Source organism: Pseudomonas sp. P7548 (genome assembly GCF_013386585.1).
Taxonomy (GTDB): domain Bacteria; phylum Pseudomonadota; class Gammaproteobacteria; order Pseudomonadales; family Pseudomonadaceae; genus Aquipseudomonas.
On record NZ_JACARO010000039.1, the window covers coordinates 50,323 to 65,004 of the forward strand.

The following is a 14,682-nucleotide window of genomic DNA, read 5'->3' on the forward strand; positions in this document are numbered from 1 at the left end:
GATTGATTACGTGCGCATGAACGCGCGAAGGGCCTTCCTGGCGCAAGCACTCATCTTGTTTGTAGCAAGCTACAAAAATTGTAGCTTGGGCGACACATATCACCACCGTTACACGGCAAACCCCCAGCCCCGCTGGCTTTCGGTCAGTTGGCACGCTCCCTGCTCTACCGGTTGGGCAAGCGCATGCAGCGCGCTCCACCTTCAAGGTAAACGCAGATGATCCACTGGCATATCGTGTGTGACTTCGACGGGACCATTACTCCCACCGATGTCATCGACAACGTCCTCCAACGCTTCGCCGGCCCCGAGTGGGAAACCATCGAGCAGGAATGGCTGGATGGGCATATCGGTTCCCGCGAATGCCTGAGCCGTCAACTGGCGCTGATCAAGGCCACACCTGCCGAACTGCTGGCCTACTTCGACAGCGTCGAGATCGATCCGGACTTCCCGGACTTCGTCGACCACGTAATGGGCCTGGGCGCGACCATCGAAGTGGTCAGCGACGGCATCGAACAAGGCATCGCGCGCATCCTGTCGCGCAACTACGTGACCTTGTTGCCGATCCTCGCCAACCGCCTGCGCCAGGTCGACCAGAACAGCTGGCGCATCGACTTCCCGTACTCCAGCGATGCCTGCCGTGCCGCGTCCGGCAACTGCAAATGCAAATCCACCCCGCGCAACAAGCGCGTGCTGGTGATCGGTGACGGCAAGTCCGACATGTGCGTGGCCTCCACCGCCGATTTCGTCTTCGCCAAAGGCAGCCTGGCTGACTACTGCGAAACCAACAACATCCCTTACGCGCGCTTCGACACCTTTGCCGAAGTGCCCGCGCTGCTGGCCAAGTTGCCTCTGGGCATCGCCGCCAACGCCACCACCTTCACTGCTGCTGACCTCTCTGTTGAAAATCAGGAACTCTTCCACCATGTCTGATATCCGTATCGCTACCGCCGAAGACCAGATTCTTCTGGATAAAGAAGCCAAGTACTGCTCCTACGGCGACACCGTTCACTACATCGAGCCACCGCGTATTTTCAGCCGTTGCGAAGGCTCCTACGTGTGGGACACCGAAGACCAGGCGTACCTCGACCTGCAAATGTGGTACTCGGCCGTTAACTTCGGCTACGCCAACCCGCGCCTGAACAACGCGCTGAAACAGCAGATCGACACCCTGCCGCAAATCGCCAGCCAGTACCTGCACAAAGGCAAGATCGAGCTGTCGGAAATGATCGCAGTCGACGCCAAGAAGAAGTTCGGCCTCGACGGTCGCGTGCACTTCAACGTCGGCGGTTCGCAGTCTATCGAAGACTCCCTGAAGGTCGTGCGTAACGCCACCAACGGCAAGAGCCTGATGTTCGCCTTCGAAGGCGGCTACCACGGCCGTACCCTCGGCGCCTCGTCGATCACCTCCAGCTACCGCTACCGTCGTCGCTACGGCCACTTCGGCGAGCGTGCGCAGTTCATCCCGTTCCCGTACCACTTCCGCGGCCCTAAAGGCATGACCAAGGAAGAATACGGCAGCCACTGCGTGCAACAATTCGCCCGTCTGTTCGAGACGGAATACAACGGCGTGTGGGACCCGAAAGTCGGTTCCAGCGAATACGCAGCGTTCTACGTCGAGCCGATCCAGGGCACCGGCGGCTACGTGATTCCGCCGATGAACTTCTACCGCGAACTCAAGCAAGTGCTGGATCAGCACGGCATCCTGATGGTGTCCGACGAAATCCAGATGGGCTTCTACCGTACCGGCAAACTGTGGTCGATCGAACACTTCGACGTACAACCGGATGTGATCGTCTTCGGTAAAGCACTGACCAACGGCCTGAACCCACTGGGCGGCATCTGGGCCCGTGAAGAGCTGATCAACCCGAAGATCTTCCCACCAGGTTCCACCCACTCCACCTTCGCCTCCAACCCACTGGGGACGGCGGTAGGCCTGGAAATGTTCAAGATGACCAACGAAGTCGACTACGGCGCGATGGTCATGGCCAAGGGCAAATACTTCCTGGAAGGCCTGCAAGACCTGCAGAAACGTTTCCCGATCATCGGCGACGTCGACGGCCTGGGCCTGGCCCTGCGCTGCGAAATCTGCGGCCCGGATGGCTTCACGCCAGACAAGGCGACCCTGGACTACATGGTTGAAGAAGGCATGAAGGGCGACATGGTGGTTGATGGCCAGAAACTCGGCCTGATCCTCGACGTCGGCGGTTACTACAAAAACGTGATCACCCTGGCACCGTCCCTGGAAATCAGCTACCCGGAAATCGACCTGGGCCTGAAGCTCCTGGAGCAACTGCTGGTGCGAGCAACCAAACGGTGAACAGCCTCGAGATCGACCTCGGTGAAGGTGATGCCGGCTTCGTTCTCGGTGAAGGTCCGGTCGGGATCCTGTTGATCCACGGCCTGACCGGCACCCCGACGGAATTGCGCCAGGTCGCCAAAGGCCTGGCCAAGGCGGGTAACTGCACGGTGTACGTGCCGACGCTGGCCGGGCATTGCGGGGGCAACAGCGACCTGCAGGCCACCGGCTGGCTGGACTGGTACGAAGGCGTGCGCAAGACCTTCGCACAGGTCAAGCAACGCCACGCGCAGGTGTTCGTCGGTGGCTTGTCCATGGGCGCGGTAATGTCGATGTACGTGGCCGCCGAACACCCCGGGCAGGTTGCCGGGTTGCTGATGTATTCCACCACCTTGAAGTACGACGGCTGGAGCATTCACAAGCTGGCGTTCCTGACGCCGTTGCTGATGAAGATTCCGTTCGGCGTGCACATCTGCCGCTTCGAAGAGAAGCCGCCGTACGGCATTAAGAACGAGCGTCTGCGGGCGATCGTCGAACGGCAGATGAAGGAAGGGCACAGCAGCGAGGCGGGCTTGTTGACCATGGAAGGCATCACGGTGCGCGAGTTGCACCGCATGAACGCCGTGGTCAAGAAGCGCATGCCCGAGGTCAAGGTACCGGCGCTGGTGCTGCATTCCATCGAGGATGACATCACCAGCCGCTGGAACGCCGATTACGTGGAACGCCACCTCGGCGGCCCCGTGACCAAGATCCTGCTGGACAACTGTTACCACATGATCACCGTCGACCTGCAGTACCGTCGTGTGATCGAGTTGAGTGCCGAGTTTGTCGAGCAGCACACCCATGCCATCGAGGCGCCCGAAGATTATCGACAGCGGGCGTAAGCCTAAGGAACAGACGTGATTACCGCCCAAGCCTTCCCGACCATCCGGGCTATCCAGCGCAGTGCCTGGAATGACTGTTTTCCCGGTGCCCTGGAGGACTGGGACTATTACGTGGCCGTGGAAAACGCCGCGATCGATGATTTTCAGTGGCGTTACCTGGCTGTTTACGATGATGGTGTGCTGGTTGCTGTCGCCGCCGCCTTCATCACTCATTATCGACTCGACACCACGGTGTCGGGTGCCGGCAAGCGCTTGACCGAGCGCCTGGAGCGACTGTGGCCGGGTGTTTTGCAGTTGGGCTTGTATGCCATCGGTTCGCCGGTGGCCGAGCGTTGCGACGCGGGGGTGGCCAGCCACGTCCCGAGCGAACGCCGCCCGCAGCTGCTCAAGCATTTGCTGCAGGCTGCACGCCAAGACGCCGACGAGTTCGGCATCGGCTTGGTGGCGGTCAAGGATGCGCCGACCAAAGACCCCGACTGGGCAGACAGCTGCCGCGCCGCAGGCTTTCAAAGCATGCCGAGCCTGCCCACCGGACTGTTGCCGCTGCCTTACGGGTCGGTGGACGCCTACCTGGGGTCGCTGGGCAAATCCACCCGCAAGGACCTGCGCCGCAAGTTGCGCGCACCTGGGCCGCGCGTGGAATGGCGGCGCAACATCGACGACGTGTTGCCTGAGGTCATGCGCCTCTACGAAGCGACCCTGACGCGCGCCGAATTGCAGTTCGAACGCTTGCCCGCCAGCTACTTCACCGGCGTGCTCGAACGCCTTGATGAGCGCGCGGTCTGTGTACTTTACTGGGTGGATGACAGCCTGGTGGCGTTCAACCTGGTGCTGGTGGATGAGCACCGCTTGATCGACAAGTTCTTCGGGCACGACGTGGCGTTCACCCGTGAGTACAACCTGTACTTCCGCAGCTGGCTGACCAACGTCGACTACTGTATCCAGAACAATATCGCGTTGTACGAGTGCGGGCAGGCCGGGTATGCCAGTAAGCTGCGCCTGGGTTGCGAGTTCCAGGGCAACAGCATGTTCTTCCGCCACCGCAATCGGTTGGTCAATGGGCTGCTCAAAGTAGTGAAAATGTTTTTCCGACCGGATCGTTCCGACCCTGCCATGGCTGCTGCGATAAGCGAAACCTGATGATCACCAAGACCCGCCAGAAAGCCCGCCCCTTTGCCATCTCGCGCTGGAGCGTCCAGCGCAAGCTGGTGCTGGCGTTCTGGCTGGTCAGCGTTATTCCCACCATGATCGCGGCCGAGCTGGCCGCCACCACGTTGTCGCAGATTTTCGACAGCAACGTGCGGATCTGGCTGCAAGAATCGACCAAGATCGTCAAGGACGAGATTGGCGACATCCTTCACGACAACGCGCGCATGGCCAAGCTGTTCTTGCGCTACACCAGCCCGCCCTCGTCCAAACAGGCTGCTCGGCATGATCGGCTCACCGCCGACATTGCCGATGCCACGGACATCGACGTGGTGGCGCTGATTCGCGTCAGCGATCACAAGGTGGTGTTCAGCACGGCCGCCGATGACATCGTCAAGCAGATCAACCTGACCAGCAACGCGGTGTTGCAGACGGTGCAAGTGGCCGGCGTCAGTACGGGGTTGGTGGTCTCGACCTTCGAGACCAATCGCGATGGCGAGGATTACCTGCTGCTGGTCGCCACCTACCTGGACAGCAGCTTCCTCACCAGCGTGGCCGATGTGCATTCCCTGGACCTGCGTCTCTACCTGGCCAACCCCTCGGGCTTCTCCGAGATTTTCTCGACCCAGCGTTTCGAAGATCATCCCTCGCGCATCCCCAAGGGGGTTGAAGCGGCGTTGCGCAGCACCAAGCAACCCAGTGAGCAATTCACCAGCAAGTACAGCGGGTTGTACTGGCCGATCTTCAACGATGCCGGTGAGCTGCAAGGTGTGATTTTCAGTGGTTTGCTGCGCCATACCAGCCTGGTGGGGCTGGTGAACCAGAGCAATCTGTTCGTGCTGATTTTCCTGCTCAGTTCGGCACTGTCCCTGGCGGCGGGGGTGCTGGTGTCGCGGCGCCTGACCAAGCCGTTGCGGGATTTGTCCCAGGGCGTGAATGCGGTGATCTCGGGCAACTATGAACACCGCGTGCTGGTGAGCGGCGGCGATGAGCTGGCGCAGTTGAGCAGCACGTTCAACCACATGACCGAGCGCCTGGGCGAGTTGCATCACCTGGAAGCCCAACTGCGCCGGCGTGACCGCCTGCATGCCTTGGGCGAAGTCGCCATGGGCCTGGCCCATGAGATCCGCAACCCGTTGGGCATCATCAAGACCGCCACGCAACTGCTGCACCGGCGCGCCGATCTGGCGGAAACCGACAAGCGCCATTTGGAATACGTGATCAGCGAGGTCAGCCGTATCAACGACCTGATCACCGAGTTCCTCGATTTCGCCAAGCCCAACCCACCGTTGCGCACGCTGCAGGCGGCACGCCCGGTGGTGGAAGAGATCCTCGGCTTCTGCGGCCCGGAGCTGTCTACCCATAACATCGATGCACAGATCGATGACCAGGCGCCCGGCGCGACGATCTACGCCGATGCCAAGCAGCTCAAGCAGGCCTGCCTGAACCTGATCCTCAACGCCATCGACGCCATGCCTGAAGGCGGGCGCCTGACGCTGGGCATCCGCAGCGACGACGACAACACGATCATCAGCATTGCCGACACCGGCCAAGGGATCCCGGCGGACATGATCGAGCGCATCTTCACACCGTTTGTCACTACCAAGGCCTCGGGCACTGGCCTGGGCCTGGCCAAAGTCTATTCGATCATGGAAAGTCACGACGGCAGCATCGAATGTGCCAGTGAGAAAGATGCCGGCGCCACGTTCAGCCTGTACATTCCGGCTAACGGCGAAGACGACGGGGATGATGAGGAAGGTCATGACGCATAACGTATTGGTGGTCGACGACGAACCCAAGCTGTGTGACTTGTTGTCGTCGGCCCTGAGCCAGAGCGGCATCCAGGTGTTTACCGCAGGCAACGGCCTGCATGCGCTCAAGGTGCTGGAACAGGAAGACATCGACCTGGTGATCAGTGACTGGCGCATGCCGGGCATGGACGGGCCGGCGCTGCTGGCCGAGATCAAGGTGCGCTACCCGCACTTGCCGGTGATTGTGATGACGGCCTACAGCACGGTGAAAAACGCCGTGCAGTCGATGCGTAACGGTGCGTATGACTACATCGCCAAGCCGTTCGACATCGATGAACTGGACATCACCGTGGCCAAGGCCTTGCAGTTTCGCGACATCATGCGCGACAACGCCCGCCTGCGCGCCGAGCTGGATGAACATGCCCAGTTCGACAGCCTGGTGGGTGACAGCCCCGCGTTTCGCAAAGTGTTGCAGGCGGTGGATTCGGTACGCGACAGCAACGCCACCATCCTGCTGACCGGCGAAAGCGGAACCGGCAAGGAAATGGTCGCGCGCGCCATCCACAAGCACGGCAGTCGCGCCGACAAACCCTTTGTCGCGGTCAACTGCGCCGCGATCCCGGAAGGCCTGCTGGAAAGCGAAATGTTCGGCCACCGCAAAGGCGCGTTCACCGGCGCCGTGGCGGACCGGGTAGGGCGCTTCATGCAGGCTGACAAAGGCACACTGTTTCTCGACGAAGTGGGCGACATGCCCCTGGCGTTGCAGGCCAAGATCCTGCGCGCGCTGCAAGAGCGGGTGATCGAACCGGTGGGCGACCCGCGTGAGCGCAAGGTCGATGTGCGCGTGATCGCCGCCACCAACAAGAATTTGCTGGACGCGGTCGCCAATAAAGAGTTTCGCGAAGACCTGTATTACCGCCTCAACGTGTTCCCGATCCCGCTGCCTGCCCTGCGTGAGCGCGTGGAAGACATCGCGCCCCTGGCCCGCCACTTCGCCCAGACCCTGAGCGCCACGGCCGGCAAGCGCATCACCGGTTTCAGTGCCGAGGCGTTGCAAGCGATGGCGGCCTACAGCTGGCCGGGCAATATCCGTGAGCTGCAGAACTGTGTGGAACGGGCGACCATTGTGGCGGCATCGCCGGTGATCGAGGACATTGACCTGCCGGGTTATCTGTTCGCTTCCAAACCGAGCGAAGGCGGGGTGGCAACGATCCTCAGTGACGGCCCGGGGATTCCCCAGGACCTCGACGCGGCGCTGGCTGAGGTGGAAAAGGCTTACATCCTGGCAGCCTTGCAGGAGAGCAATGGGGTGCAGGCGGCGGCAGCGGCGAAAATCGGGATATCGGAGCGAAGCTTCTGGTATCGCCTGAAGAAGCTGGGCATCCAGGTCGACAAAATAGTCCGCTGACACCCTGAGGTCCAAATGTGGGAGCGGGCTTGCTCGCGAAAGCGGTGTGTCAGTCAAATAGGGTCCAACTGAACCTCCGCATTCGCGAGCAAGCCCGCTCCCACAGTTTTGATTACATTGGGTCAGGCGTGGACGCGTACCCACACGCTGACCAGCACGGTCGCGGCCATCAACCATGCTACTGCTGCGACGGCCAAAGACGCCTCCAGCCGCATCCGGTCGACCATCACATACAGCGTCGCCAAATACACAAAGTACGGAATGATCGACCACATCCCGAACAGGATCGTGGTCTTCAGGTCGTCCACCGAACGGCCCTTGCCGACGATGTAATGGGCGATCAGCGCGAAGGTCGGGAACAGCGGCACCAGGCCTGCGATGTAGTAGTTCTTGGTCTTGGCCAGCGCGGCCAGGATCAGCACGACCGCTGCGCCCAGGGCAGCCTTGAGTAACAGATCCATCAGTGGCTCAACCCGTATTTCTTGACCTTGTCGAACAGCGTGGTCTTGGCCATCCCGAGTTCCAGGCTGGCCTGGGTCAGGTTGCCGCCGCTGCGTTGCAGTGCATCGTTGAGCAGGTTGCGTTCGAACGCCTCCACCGCTTCGGTAAACGCCAAGCCGTGGTTGCCACTGCCGGTGCCGCTTTTCTTGAAGGCGGGCAGGCCCAGGGCGAAGCGTTCGGCGACGTTGCGCAGCTCACGTACGTTGCCCGGCCAGTCGTGGCTCATCAGGCTCGACAGGGTCTGGTTGTCCAGTTCCGGCGCGGTGCGGTCGAAGCGCAGGGACGACTGCTGCAGAAAGTGCTCGAACAGTTGCAGGATGTCTTCGCGGCGCTCGCGCAGGGGCGGCAGTTCCAGGGTGACCACGTTGAGGCGGTAGTACAGGTCGCTGCGGAACTGGTTGGCGCGGCTCAGCTCATCGAGGTCGGACTTGGTGGCGGCGATCACCCGGCAATCCACCGCAACGCTCTGGTTCGACCCCAGGCGTTCGAGGGTGCGCTCCTGCAAGACCCGCAGCAGTTTGATCTGCAGGTTGATCGGCATGCTTTCCACTTCATCGAGGAACAGCGTGCCCTCGTGGGCGTGCTCGATCTTGCCGATGCGACGCTTGCCGGCGCCGGTGAAGGCGTTGGCCTCGTGGCCGAAGATCTCGCTTTCAAACAGGTTTTCCGGCAAACCGCCGCAGTTCAGTGCCACGAACTGGTGAGTGTGGCGTCGGCTGAAATCATGCAGGCACCGCGCAACCAATTCCTTGCCGGTACCGGTCTCACCTTCGATCAGCACGTTGGCCGAGGTGTCGGCGACGTTGGCGATCAGTTCGCGCAGGTTCTGCATGGCCGGCGAGCGCCCGATGATGCGACCTTCCAGGGAGTCGCGTTCGGCCAGTTGGCGGCGCAGCGACCAGACTTCCCGGGCCAGGCCACGTTGCTCCAGGGCACGGCGGACCACATCCACCAGACGCTCGGGGGAAAAGGGTTTTTCCATGAAGTCGTAGGCGCCGTTGCGCATGGCGCCGACGGCCATGGAAATGTCGCCGTGCCCGGTGATCAACACCACCGGCAGGCTTTTATCCAGGGCCTTGAGGCGCGTCAGCAGTTCCAGGCCGTCGATGCCCGGCAGGCGGATGTCGCTGATGACGATGCCGGCAAAGTTTTCGCCGATGCGCTTGAGCGCTTCCTCGGCGCTGCCCACACCCACGCTGGGAATATCTTCCAGCGCCAGGGCTTGCTGGCAGCCGAGCAGCACATGGGGGTCGTCTTCGACGATCAGGACGGTGAGGTCTTTAGGATCTGTTTTCATGTCGACTCAGCTTTTTGAGTGCCCGCCAACGGCAGGCACAAGACAAAGGCAGTACCACCACTGGCCGGGTGTTCCACGGCAAGGTTGCCGCCGGTGGCCGCCGCGAGGCTGGCGGAAAGGGTCAGGCCCAGCCCCAGGCCTTGCTCGCCGGGCTTGGTGGTGAAGAACGGTTCGAACAAATGCTTGCGCGCCTCGGGGTCGATGCCGTGGCCGTTGTCGCGCACCTGCAGGCGATATTTGCCGTCGCTGCTGCTGCCTTCGAGCCACAACTGCGGCGCCGGTTGTGCCTGCATGGCGTCCAGGGCGTTGCCGATCAGGTTGACCAGGATCTGCTCCAGGCGCGTCTGATCGATTTGCAGTTGGGCGTTGGCGAAGTCGCGGTGCAGGGTCAGCGGCAAGCTGTCCAGGCGCGCACCAAGCACCTGGAAGGCAGCCTCCACGGCCTTGGCGAGGCTGGCTTCGCCCTGGTCATCACCGCGCCGGGCAAAGGAGCGCAGGCTGGCGGTGATGCGGCCCATGCGGTCGATCAGTTCGTTGATGGTCTTGAGGTTGGCGCTGGCGGTGTCCAAGGCGCCACGCTCGAGGAAGCGCACCGTGTTGCCAGACAAAGTGCGCAGCGCGGCCAGTGGCTGGTTCAGTTCGTGGGCGATGCTGGTGGACATCTGACCGATGGCAGCCAGTTTGCCAGCCTGTACCAGCTCATCCTGGGCGCGGCGCAGGGTCTCTTCGGCCTGGCGCCGTTCGCGGATCTGGCCCTTGAGTCGTTCGTTGCTGGCGCGCAGGTCGGCGGTGCGTTCGGCAATCCGACGTTCGAGCTGGCTGTTGGCTTCCTGCAAGGCTTCCCGCGCGGCGAGGCGGGTGGCGATGACTTTGCGCCGCTCGTTCCAGGCAATCAGCAGGAATGCGACCAGGCCAAAGGCCACGGCCACCAGGATGCCCTGGTTGATGGCGGCCCGGCGCAGGTCATTGAGCGGGGTGAGCAGGGTGAAATTCCACGGTGTGTCATTGAGCGGGCGAGTTTGTGCCAGGTAGCTGACTTCGTGCTCGTCGTTGACCACTTCACTGTTGGCCGGGAAGGTCAGTTTTTCGGTGCCTTCGTTCAGGCGCTCGCGGGCCAGGGGCTCAAGCTCGTTCAGCGTCGCCCAGTAATATTGCAGGCTGTGGGCCAGGCGTTCCTTGGTGTCGTCGCTCAGCGGGCGCACAGCCTTGAGGCGGCGGGCCGGGTCGCTGGACAGAATGATGATGCCGTTCTCGTCGCTCACGAAGGCTTCGAGGCGTGCGCGCTGCCAGCGTTCTTCAAGGGCTTCGAGGCGCACCTTGACCACGGCGACGCCGATGATCTTGCCGTGCTCTTCCAGGCCATGGGCCAGGTAGTAGCCGGGTTCGCCGTTGGTGCTGCCGATGCCGTAGAAACGGCCGGGTTGGCCGCGCACGGCATTCTGGAAATAGGCGCGAAAGGACAGGTCTTCACCTTGGTAACTGTCGGCATCGCGCCAGTTACTGGTGGCCAGCACACGGCCGGTGGTGTCCATCACGTAGATGGCCCGACTGCGACTGCGTCGATTCAGGCCTTCGAGGTAATCGTTGACGGTCTTGCGGGTTTCCTGATTCGGGTCGGCCAGCAGCGTCGACACGCTGGATTCCAGTTCCAGCAGGCTGGGCAGGTAGGTGTATTTGCTCAGTTCGCTTTCGACGGTACGGGCGTGCAGCTCCAGCTGGCGTTCGCCGTTGTCGCTGAGGGTGCGGATGCCATAGTACTCACTGACCCAGAAGCCGATATAACCCAAGCCGATCATCAGGGCGATGATCAACGGCGGCAGGAACAGTTGGCGAATCAGACGAGGCTTCACGGCAAGTGATGGCGGCGCGGCGCGATAGGGGTTGGGGTCGCATTTCATCACAGATGCCTTGGGTCAACCAGAGCTTACCGGCCTGCGCGGGCCCTGTGGGAGCGGGCTTGCTCGCGAAGGCGGTGTGTCAGTCAAAGATGCAGTGGCTGATGTACCGCTTTCGCGAGCAAGCCCGCTCCCACAATTGGCCCGGCTTTTACAGTGGAAGCTTTGTAGGGCTTAGTGCTGCAGGATTTTCTCGAGGAAGTGCTGCGCGCGTTCGGAACGGGCGCTGATGTCGCCGAAGAACTCTTCTTTCGGGCAGTCCTCGATGATCTTGCCGGCGTCCATGAAGATCACGCGGTCGGCCACTTTACGGGCGAAGCCCATTTCGTGAGTCACGCACATCATGGTCATGCCTTCGTGGGCCAGCTGCACCATCACGTCGAGCACTTCGTTCACCATCTCCGGGTCCAGCGCCGAGGTCGGTTCGTCGAACAGCATGACGATCGGGTCCATGGCCAGGGCGCGGGCGATCGCCACACGTTGTTGCTGGCCGCCGGACAGCTGGCCCGGGTGCTTGTGGGCATGGGCCGACAGGCCGACGCGGTCGAGCAGTTGCAGGCCTTTCTTGGTGGCCTCTTCCTTGCTGCGACCCAGCACCTTGATCTGCGCGATGGTCAGGTTTTCGGTGATGGTCAGGTGCGGGAACAGCTCGAAGTGCTGGAACACCATGCCCACGCGCGAACGCAGTTTCGGCAAGTCTGTCTTCGGGTCGGCAATGGAGGTGCCGTCGACCACGATGTCGCCTTTCTGGAACGGTTCCAGCGCGTTGACGCACTTGATCAGGGTGGACTTACCCGAGCCCGACGGCCCGCACACCACGATCACTTCGCCTTTTTTAACCTCGGTGCTGCAATCGGTCAGCACCTGGAAGTCGCCATACCACTTGTTGATGTTCTTGATAGAGATCATACGGCAAACCTTTTTTGCAGACGCTTGACCAGCAGCGAGGCGGAAAAGCTGATGATGAAGTAGACGACACCGGCGAAGATCAGGAACTCGTTGGAGCGGCCGATGATGTCGCCGTTGGAGCGGGCGGAGTTGAGGAAGTCCACCAGGCCCACGGTGTAGACCAGCGAGGTGTCCTGGAACAGGATGATCGACTGTTGCAGCAGCAACGGGGTCATCTTGCGGAACGCCTGGGGCAGGATGATCAGGCGCATGGTCTGGCCATAGGTCATGCCCATGGCCTGTGCCGCCGCCATCTGGCCTTTAGGGATCGACTGCACGCCGGCCCGCACGATTTCACAGAAGTACGCGGCTTCGAACATCATGAAGGCCACGACGCAGGAGGTGAACGCGCCGATCGGGGTGTCTTCGCCGGTGATCCAGCGCAGCACGAACGGCACCGCCAGGTAGAACCAGGTGATCACCAGCAGCAGCGGGATCGAGCGGAAGTAGTTCACGTAGGCGCCGGCCACGCGGGACAGCAGTTTGCTGGACGACAGGCGCATCAGCGCCAGGACCGTACCAAGGGCAATACCGCCGACCACGCCCATGACCATCAACTGCAAGGTCATGACCATGCCGTTCCACAGGCCCGGGATGGCGGGGATGATGCCGCTGAAATCGAAGTCCATTATTTACCCCCCACGGAGATCAGGCCGGGCACGGCGACTTTCTTCTCGACCAGGCGCATGAGCAGCATCAGGCTCATGTTCAGGGTGAAGTAGATCAGCGTGGCCAGGGTGAAGGCTTCAAACAGGTTGGCCGAGAACTCGGCGGTCTGCTTGGTCTGCGCCAGCAATTCCATCAGGCCGATCAAGGACGCCACGGAGGAGTTCTTGAAGACGTTGAGGAATTCCGAGGTGAGCGGCGGAATGATGATCCGGTAGGCCTGGGGCAGCAGCACGTTCCAGTAGATCTGCGGCAGCTTGAAGCCCATGGCCCGCGCGGCGGATTCCTGGCCCCGTGGCAGCGCCTGGATACCGGTGCGTACTTGCTCACAGACGCGAGCGGCGGTGAACAGGCCCAGGCACACGACAACGCTCAGGTAGGCCGAGGTGGTCGGGTTCAGGTCTTGTTTGTACCAGTCCTGCAGGTTCTGCGGCAGCATGTCCGGTACCAGGAAGTACCAGATGAACAGCTGAACCAGCAGCGGCACGTTACGAAACAGTTCCACGTAGCAGGTCGCGATGCCCGATACGATGCGGTTTGGCACGGTGCGCATGACGCCCAGAATGGACCCCAGCAGCAAGGCGATAATCCATGCCACGACAGCGATGGCGATGGTCCAGCCCAGGCCGGCGATGTACCAGTCGAGATAAGTCTCGCTGCCAACGCCGGTGGACTTGAAGAACACGCCCCAGTCCCAGTTGTAATTCATTAGGGTCTCCCCTCGAGATCGATCGATGTACAAGCACCCGCTTGGGGAAGATCCTTTCCCGCCTGACGGTGAACGCCAGGCACACGCGATCGGCTCGAAAACCGCCAGGTCGAGTGTTCCACATTAAAGCCAGCAGGTAGTAACAGACGCCTGAGGGAGGGTTGGCTCCCTCAGGAGATAAGCTTAGTCAGGTATCAGATTTTTACGTCAGGCGCTGGCTTGTCGCTTGGGTTGGCGATCAGCTCCTTCACCTTGTCGCTCATCGGGAAGTTCAGGTTCAGGCCTTTTGGTGGGATCGGGCTCTCGAACCACTTGCTGTAGATCTTGTTGATCTCGCCGGATTTGTACAGGGCGACGATGGCGTCATCGACAGCTTTCTTGAATGCTGGGTCGTCTTTACGCACCATGCACGCGTAGGCTTCGAAGGACTGCGGAGTACCGGTGATGACCCAGTCGTCCGGCTTCTTGGCCTTGGCTTCTTCACCGGCCAGCAGGGCGTCGTCCATCATGAAGGCAACGGCACGGCCGCTTTCCAGCATGTTGAAGGATTCACCGTGGTCTTTGGCGGAGATGACGTTCATGCCCATTTGCTTGTCAGCGTTCATCGCCTTGATGATGCGCTCGGACGTGGTGCCCGCGGTGGTCACGACGTTCTTGCCTTTCAGGTCGGCAAAGTCAGCGTAGGACGGCTTGCCATCAGCGTCTTTCTTGACCAGCAGACGGGTGCCGATTTCGAAGATGTTGACGGTGAAATCAACTTGCTGGGCGCGTTCGGCGTTGTTGGTGGTGGAACCACACTCAACGTCCGCAGTGCCGTTCTGGATCAACGGGATGCGGGTCTGCGAGGTCACCAGGTTGTATTTAACCTTGAGGTCGGGCTTGTTCAGGTCTTTTTTCAGTTGTTCAACGATGGCCAACTGAATGTCGTGGGAGTAGCCCACGGGTTTGCCCGAACCATCCGCGATGTAGGAAAACGGAATGGAGCTGTCGCGGTGCGCGAGGGTGATGGTGCCGGAGTCGTTGATTTTCTTCAGTGTGCCGGTGAGTTCGGCGGCGAAAACTGGAGTGCTGATCAGAGCAGCAGCGATAGCTGCGCCCAGGATATGGGGAACGATGCGCATCAATACTTCCTCGACATTTGTTTTTTTTATGAAGCCGGCTAAACGGCTCTCTTGTACAGC

The 14,682-nt window shown here is 61.2% G+C and carries 13 protein-coding genes; 6 read left to right on the plus strand and 7 right to left on the minus strand.

Annotation, left to right across the window (positions count from 1 at the left end; all coding sequences use genetic code 11):
- Positions 1-216 precede the first annotated feature (216 nt).
- The 6 genes from HX803_RS17175 to HX803_RS17200 are packed head-to-tail and all read left to right on the plus strand — an operon-like array spanning position 217 to position 7,485.
- Positions 217-930, plus strand: a complete 714-nt coding sequence (locus HX803_RS17175) for an MtnX-like HAD-IB family phosphatase (protein WP_178922030.1) — start codon at positions 217-219, stop codon at positions 928-930.
- Positions 923-2,317: an aspartate aminotransferase family protein gene (locus HX803_RS17180; protein WP_176994878.1), complete on the plus strand. Its 1,395-nt coding sequence runs from the start codon at positions 923-925 to the stop codon at positions 2,315-2,317. Before HX803_RS17175 ends, HX803_RS17180 begins: the two co-directional genes overlap by 8 nt.
- Positions 2,314-3,180 (plus strand): carboxylesterase, encoded by an 867-nt coding sequence (locus tag HX803_RS17185; RefSeq protein ID WP_178922032.1) that lies wholly within the window; start codon positions 2,314-2,316, stop codon positions 3,178-3,180. Before HX803_RS17180 ends, HX803_RS17185 begins: the two co-directional genes overlap by 4 nt.
- Positions 3,181-3,195: 15 nt before the next feature.
- Complete coding sequence (locus HX803_RS17190; protein WP_178922034.1) at positions 3,196-4,320, plus strand: GNAT family N-acetyltransferase; 1,125 nt, start codon at positions 3,196-3,198, stop codon at positions 4,318-4,320.
- The gene (locus HX803_RS17195) at positions 4,320-6,098 is read left to right on the plus strand and encodes a HAMP domain-containing sensor histidine kinase (protein ID WP_178922036.1); all 1,779 of its coding nucleotides are present in this window, start codon (positions 4,320-4,322) and stop codon (positions 6,096-6,098) included. The genes HX803_RS17190 and HX803_RS17195 overlap by 1 nt, the downstream gene beginning before the upstream one ends.
- On the plus strand, positions 6,088-7,485 hold the full coding sequence (locus tag HX803_RS17200) for a sigma-54 dependent transcriptional regulator (RefSeq protein WP_178922038.1): 1,398 nt from the start codon (positions 6,088-6,090) through the stop codon (positions 7,483-7,485). The genes HX803_RS17195 and HX803_RS17200 overlap by 11 nt, the downstream gene beginning before the upstream one ends.
- A gap of 122 nt (positions 7,486-7,607) precedes the next feature.
- Here the strand turns inward: HX803_RS17200 and HX803_RS17205 are convergent, their stop codons facing one another.
- The 7 genes from HX803_RS17205 to HX803_RS17235 form a co-directional block, all read right to left on the minus strand.
- The gene (locus HX803_RS17205; RefSeq protein WP_056858829.1) at positions 7,608-7,946 is read right to left on the minus strand and encodes a GlpM family protein; all 339 of its coding nucleotides are present in this window, start codon (positions 7,944-7,946) and stop codon (positions 7,608-7,610) included.
- Entirely contained in the window at positions 7,946-9,283 is a 1,338-nt protein-coding gene (locus HX803_RS17210; RefSeq protein ID WP_178922040.1) for a sigma-54 dependent transcriptional regulator, read from the minus strand. The genes HX803_RS17205 and HX803_RS17210 overlap by 1 nt, the downstream gene beginning before the upstream one ends.
- Positions 9,280-11,181, minus strand: a complete 1,902-nt coding sequence (locus tag HX803_RS17215) for a sensor histidine kinase (protein WP_178922042.1) — start codon at positions 11,179-11,181, stop codon at positions 9,280-9,282. Before HX803_RS17215 ends, HX803_RS17210 begins: the two co-directional genes overlap by 4 nt.
- 171 nt (positions 11,182-11,352) lie before the next feature.
- Positions 11,353-12,087, minus strand: a complete 735-nt coding sequence (locus HX803_RS17220; protein ID WP_016970736.1) for an amino acid ABC transporter ATP-binding protein — start codon at positions 12,085-12,087, stop codon at positions 11,353-11,355.
- Positions 12,084-12,755, minus strand: a complete 672-nt coding sequence (locus HX803_RS17225; protein ID WP_010212763.1) for an amino acid ABC transporter permease — start codon at positions 12,753-12,755, stop codon at positions 12,084-12,086. The genes HX803_RS17220 and HX803_RS17225 overlap by 4 nt, the downstream gene beginning before the upstream one ends.
- Positions 12,755-13,501, minus strand: a complete 747-nt coding sequence (locus HX803_RS17230) for an amino acid ABC transporter permease (RefSeq protein WP_010212762.1) — start codon at positions 13,499-13,501, stop codon at positions 12,755-12,757. The genes HX803_RS17225 and HX803_RS17230 overlap by 1 nt, the downstream gene beginning before the upstream one ends.
- A 194-nt stretch (positions 13,502-13,695) precedes the next feature.
- Positions 13,696-14,622 carry a glutamate/aspartate ABC transporter substrate-binding protein gene (locus tag HX803_RS17235; protein WP_178922044.1) on the minus strand — a complete coding sequence of 309 codons (927 nt, stop codon included), beginning with the start codon at positions 14,620-14,622 and terminating at the stop codon, positions 13,696-13,698.
- Positions 14,623-14,682: the final 60 nt, after the last annotated feature.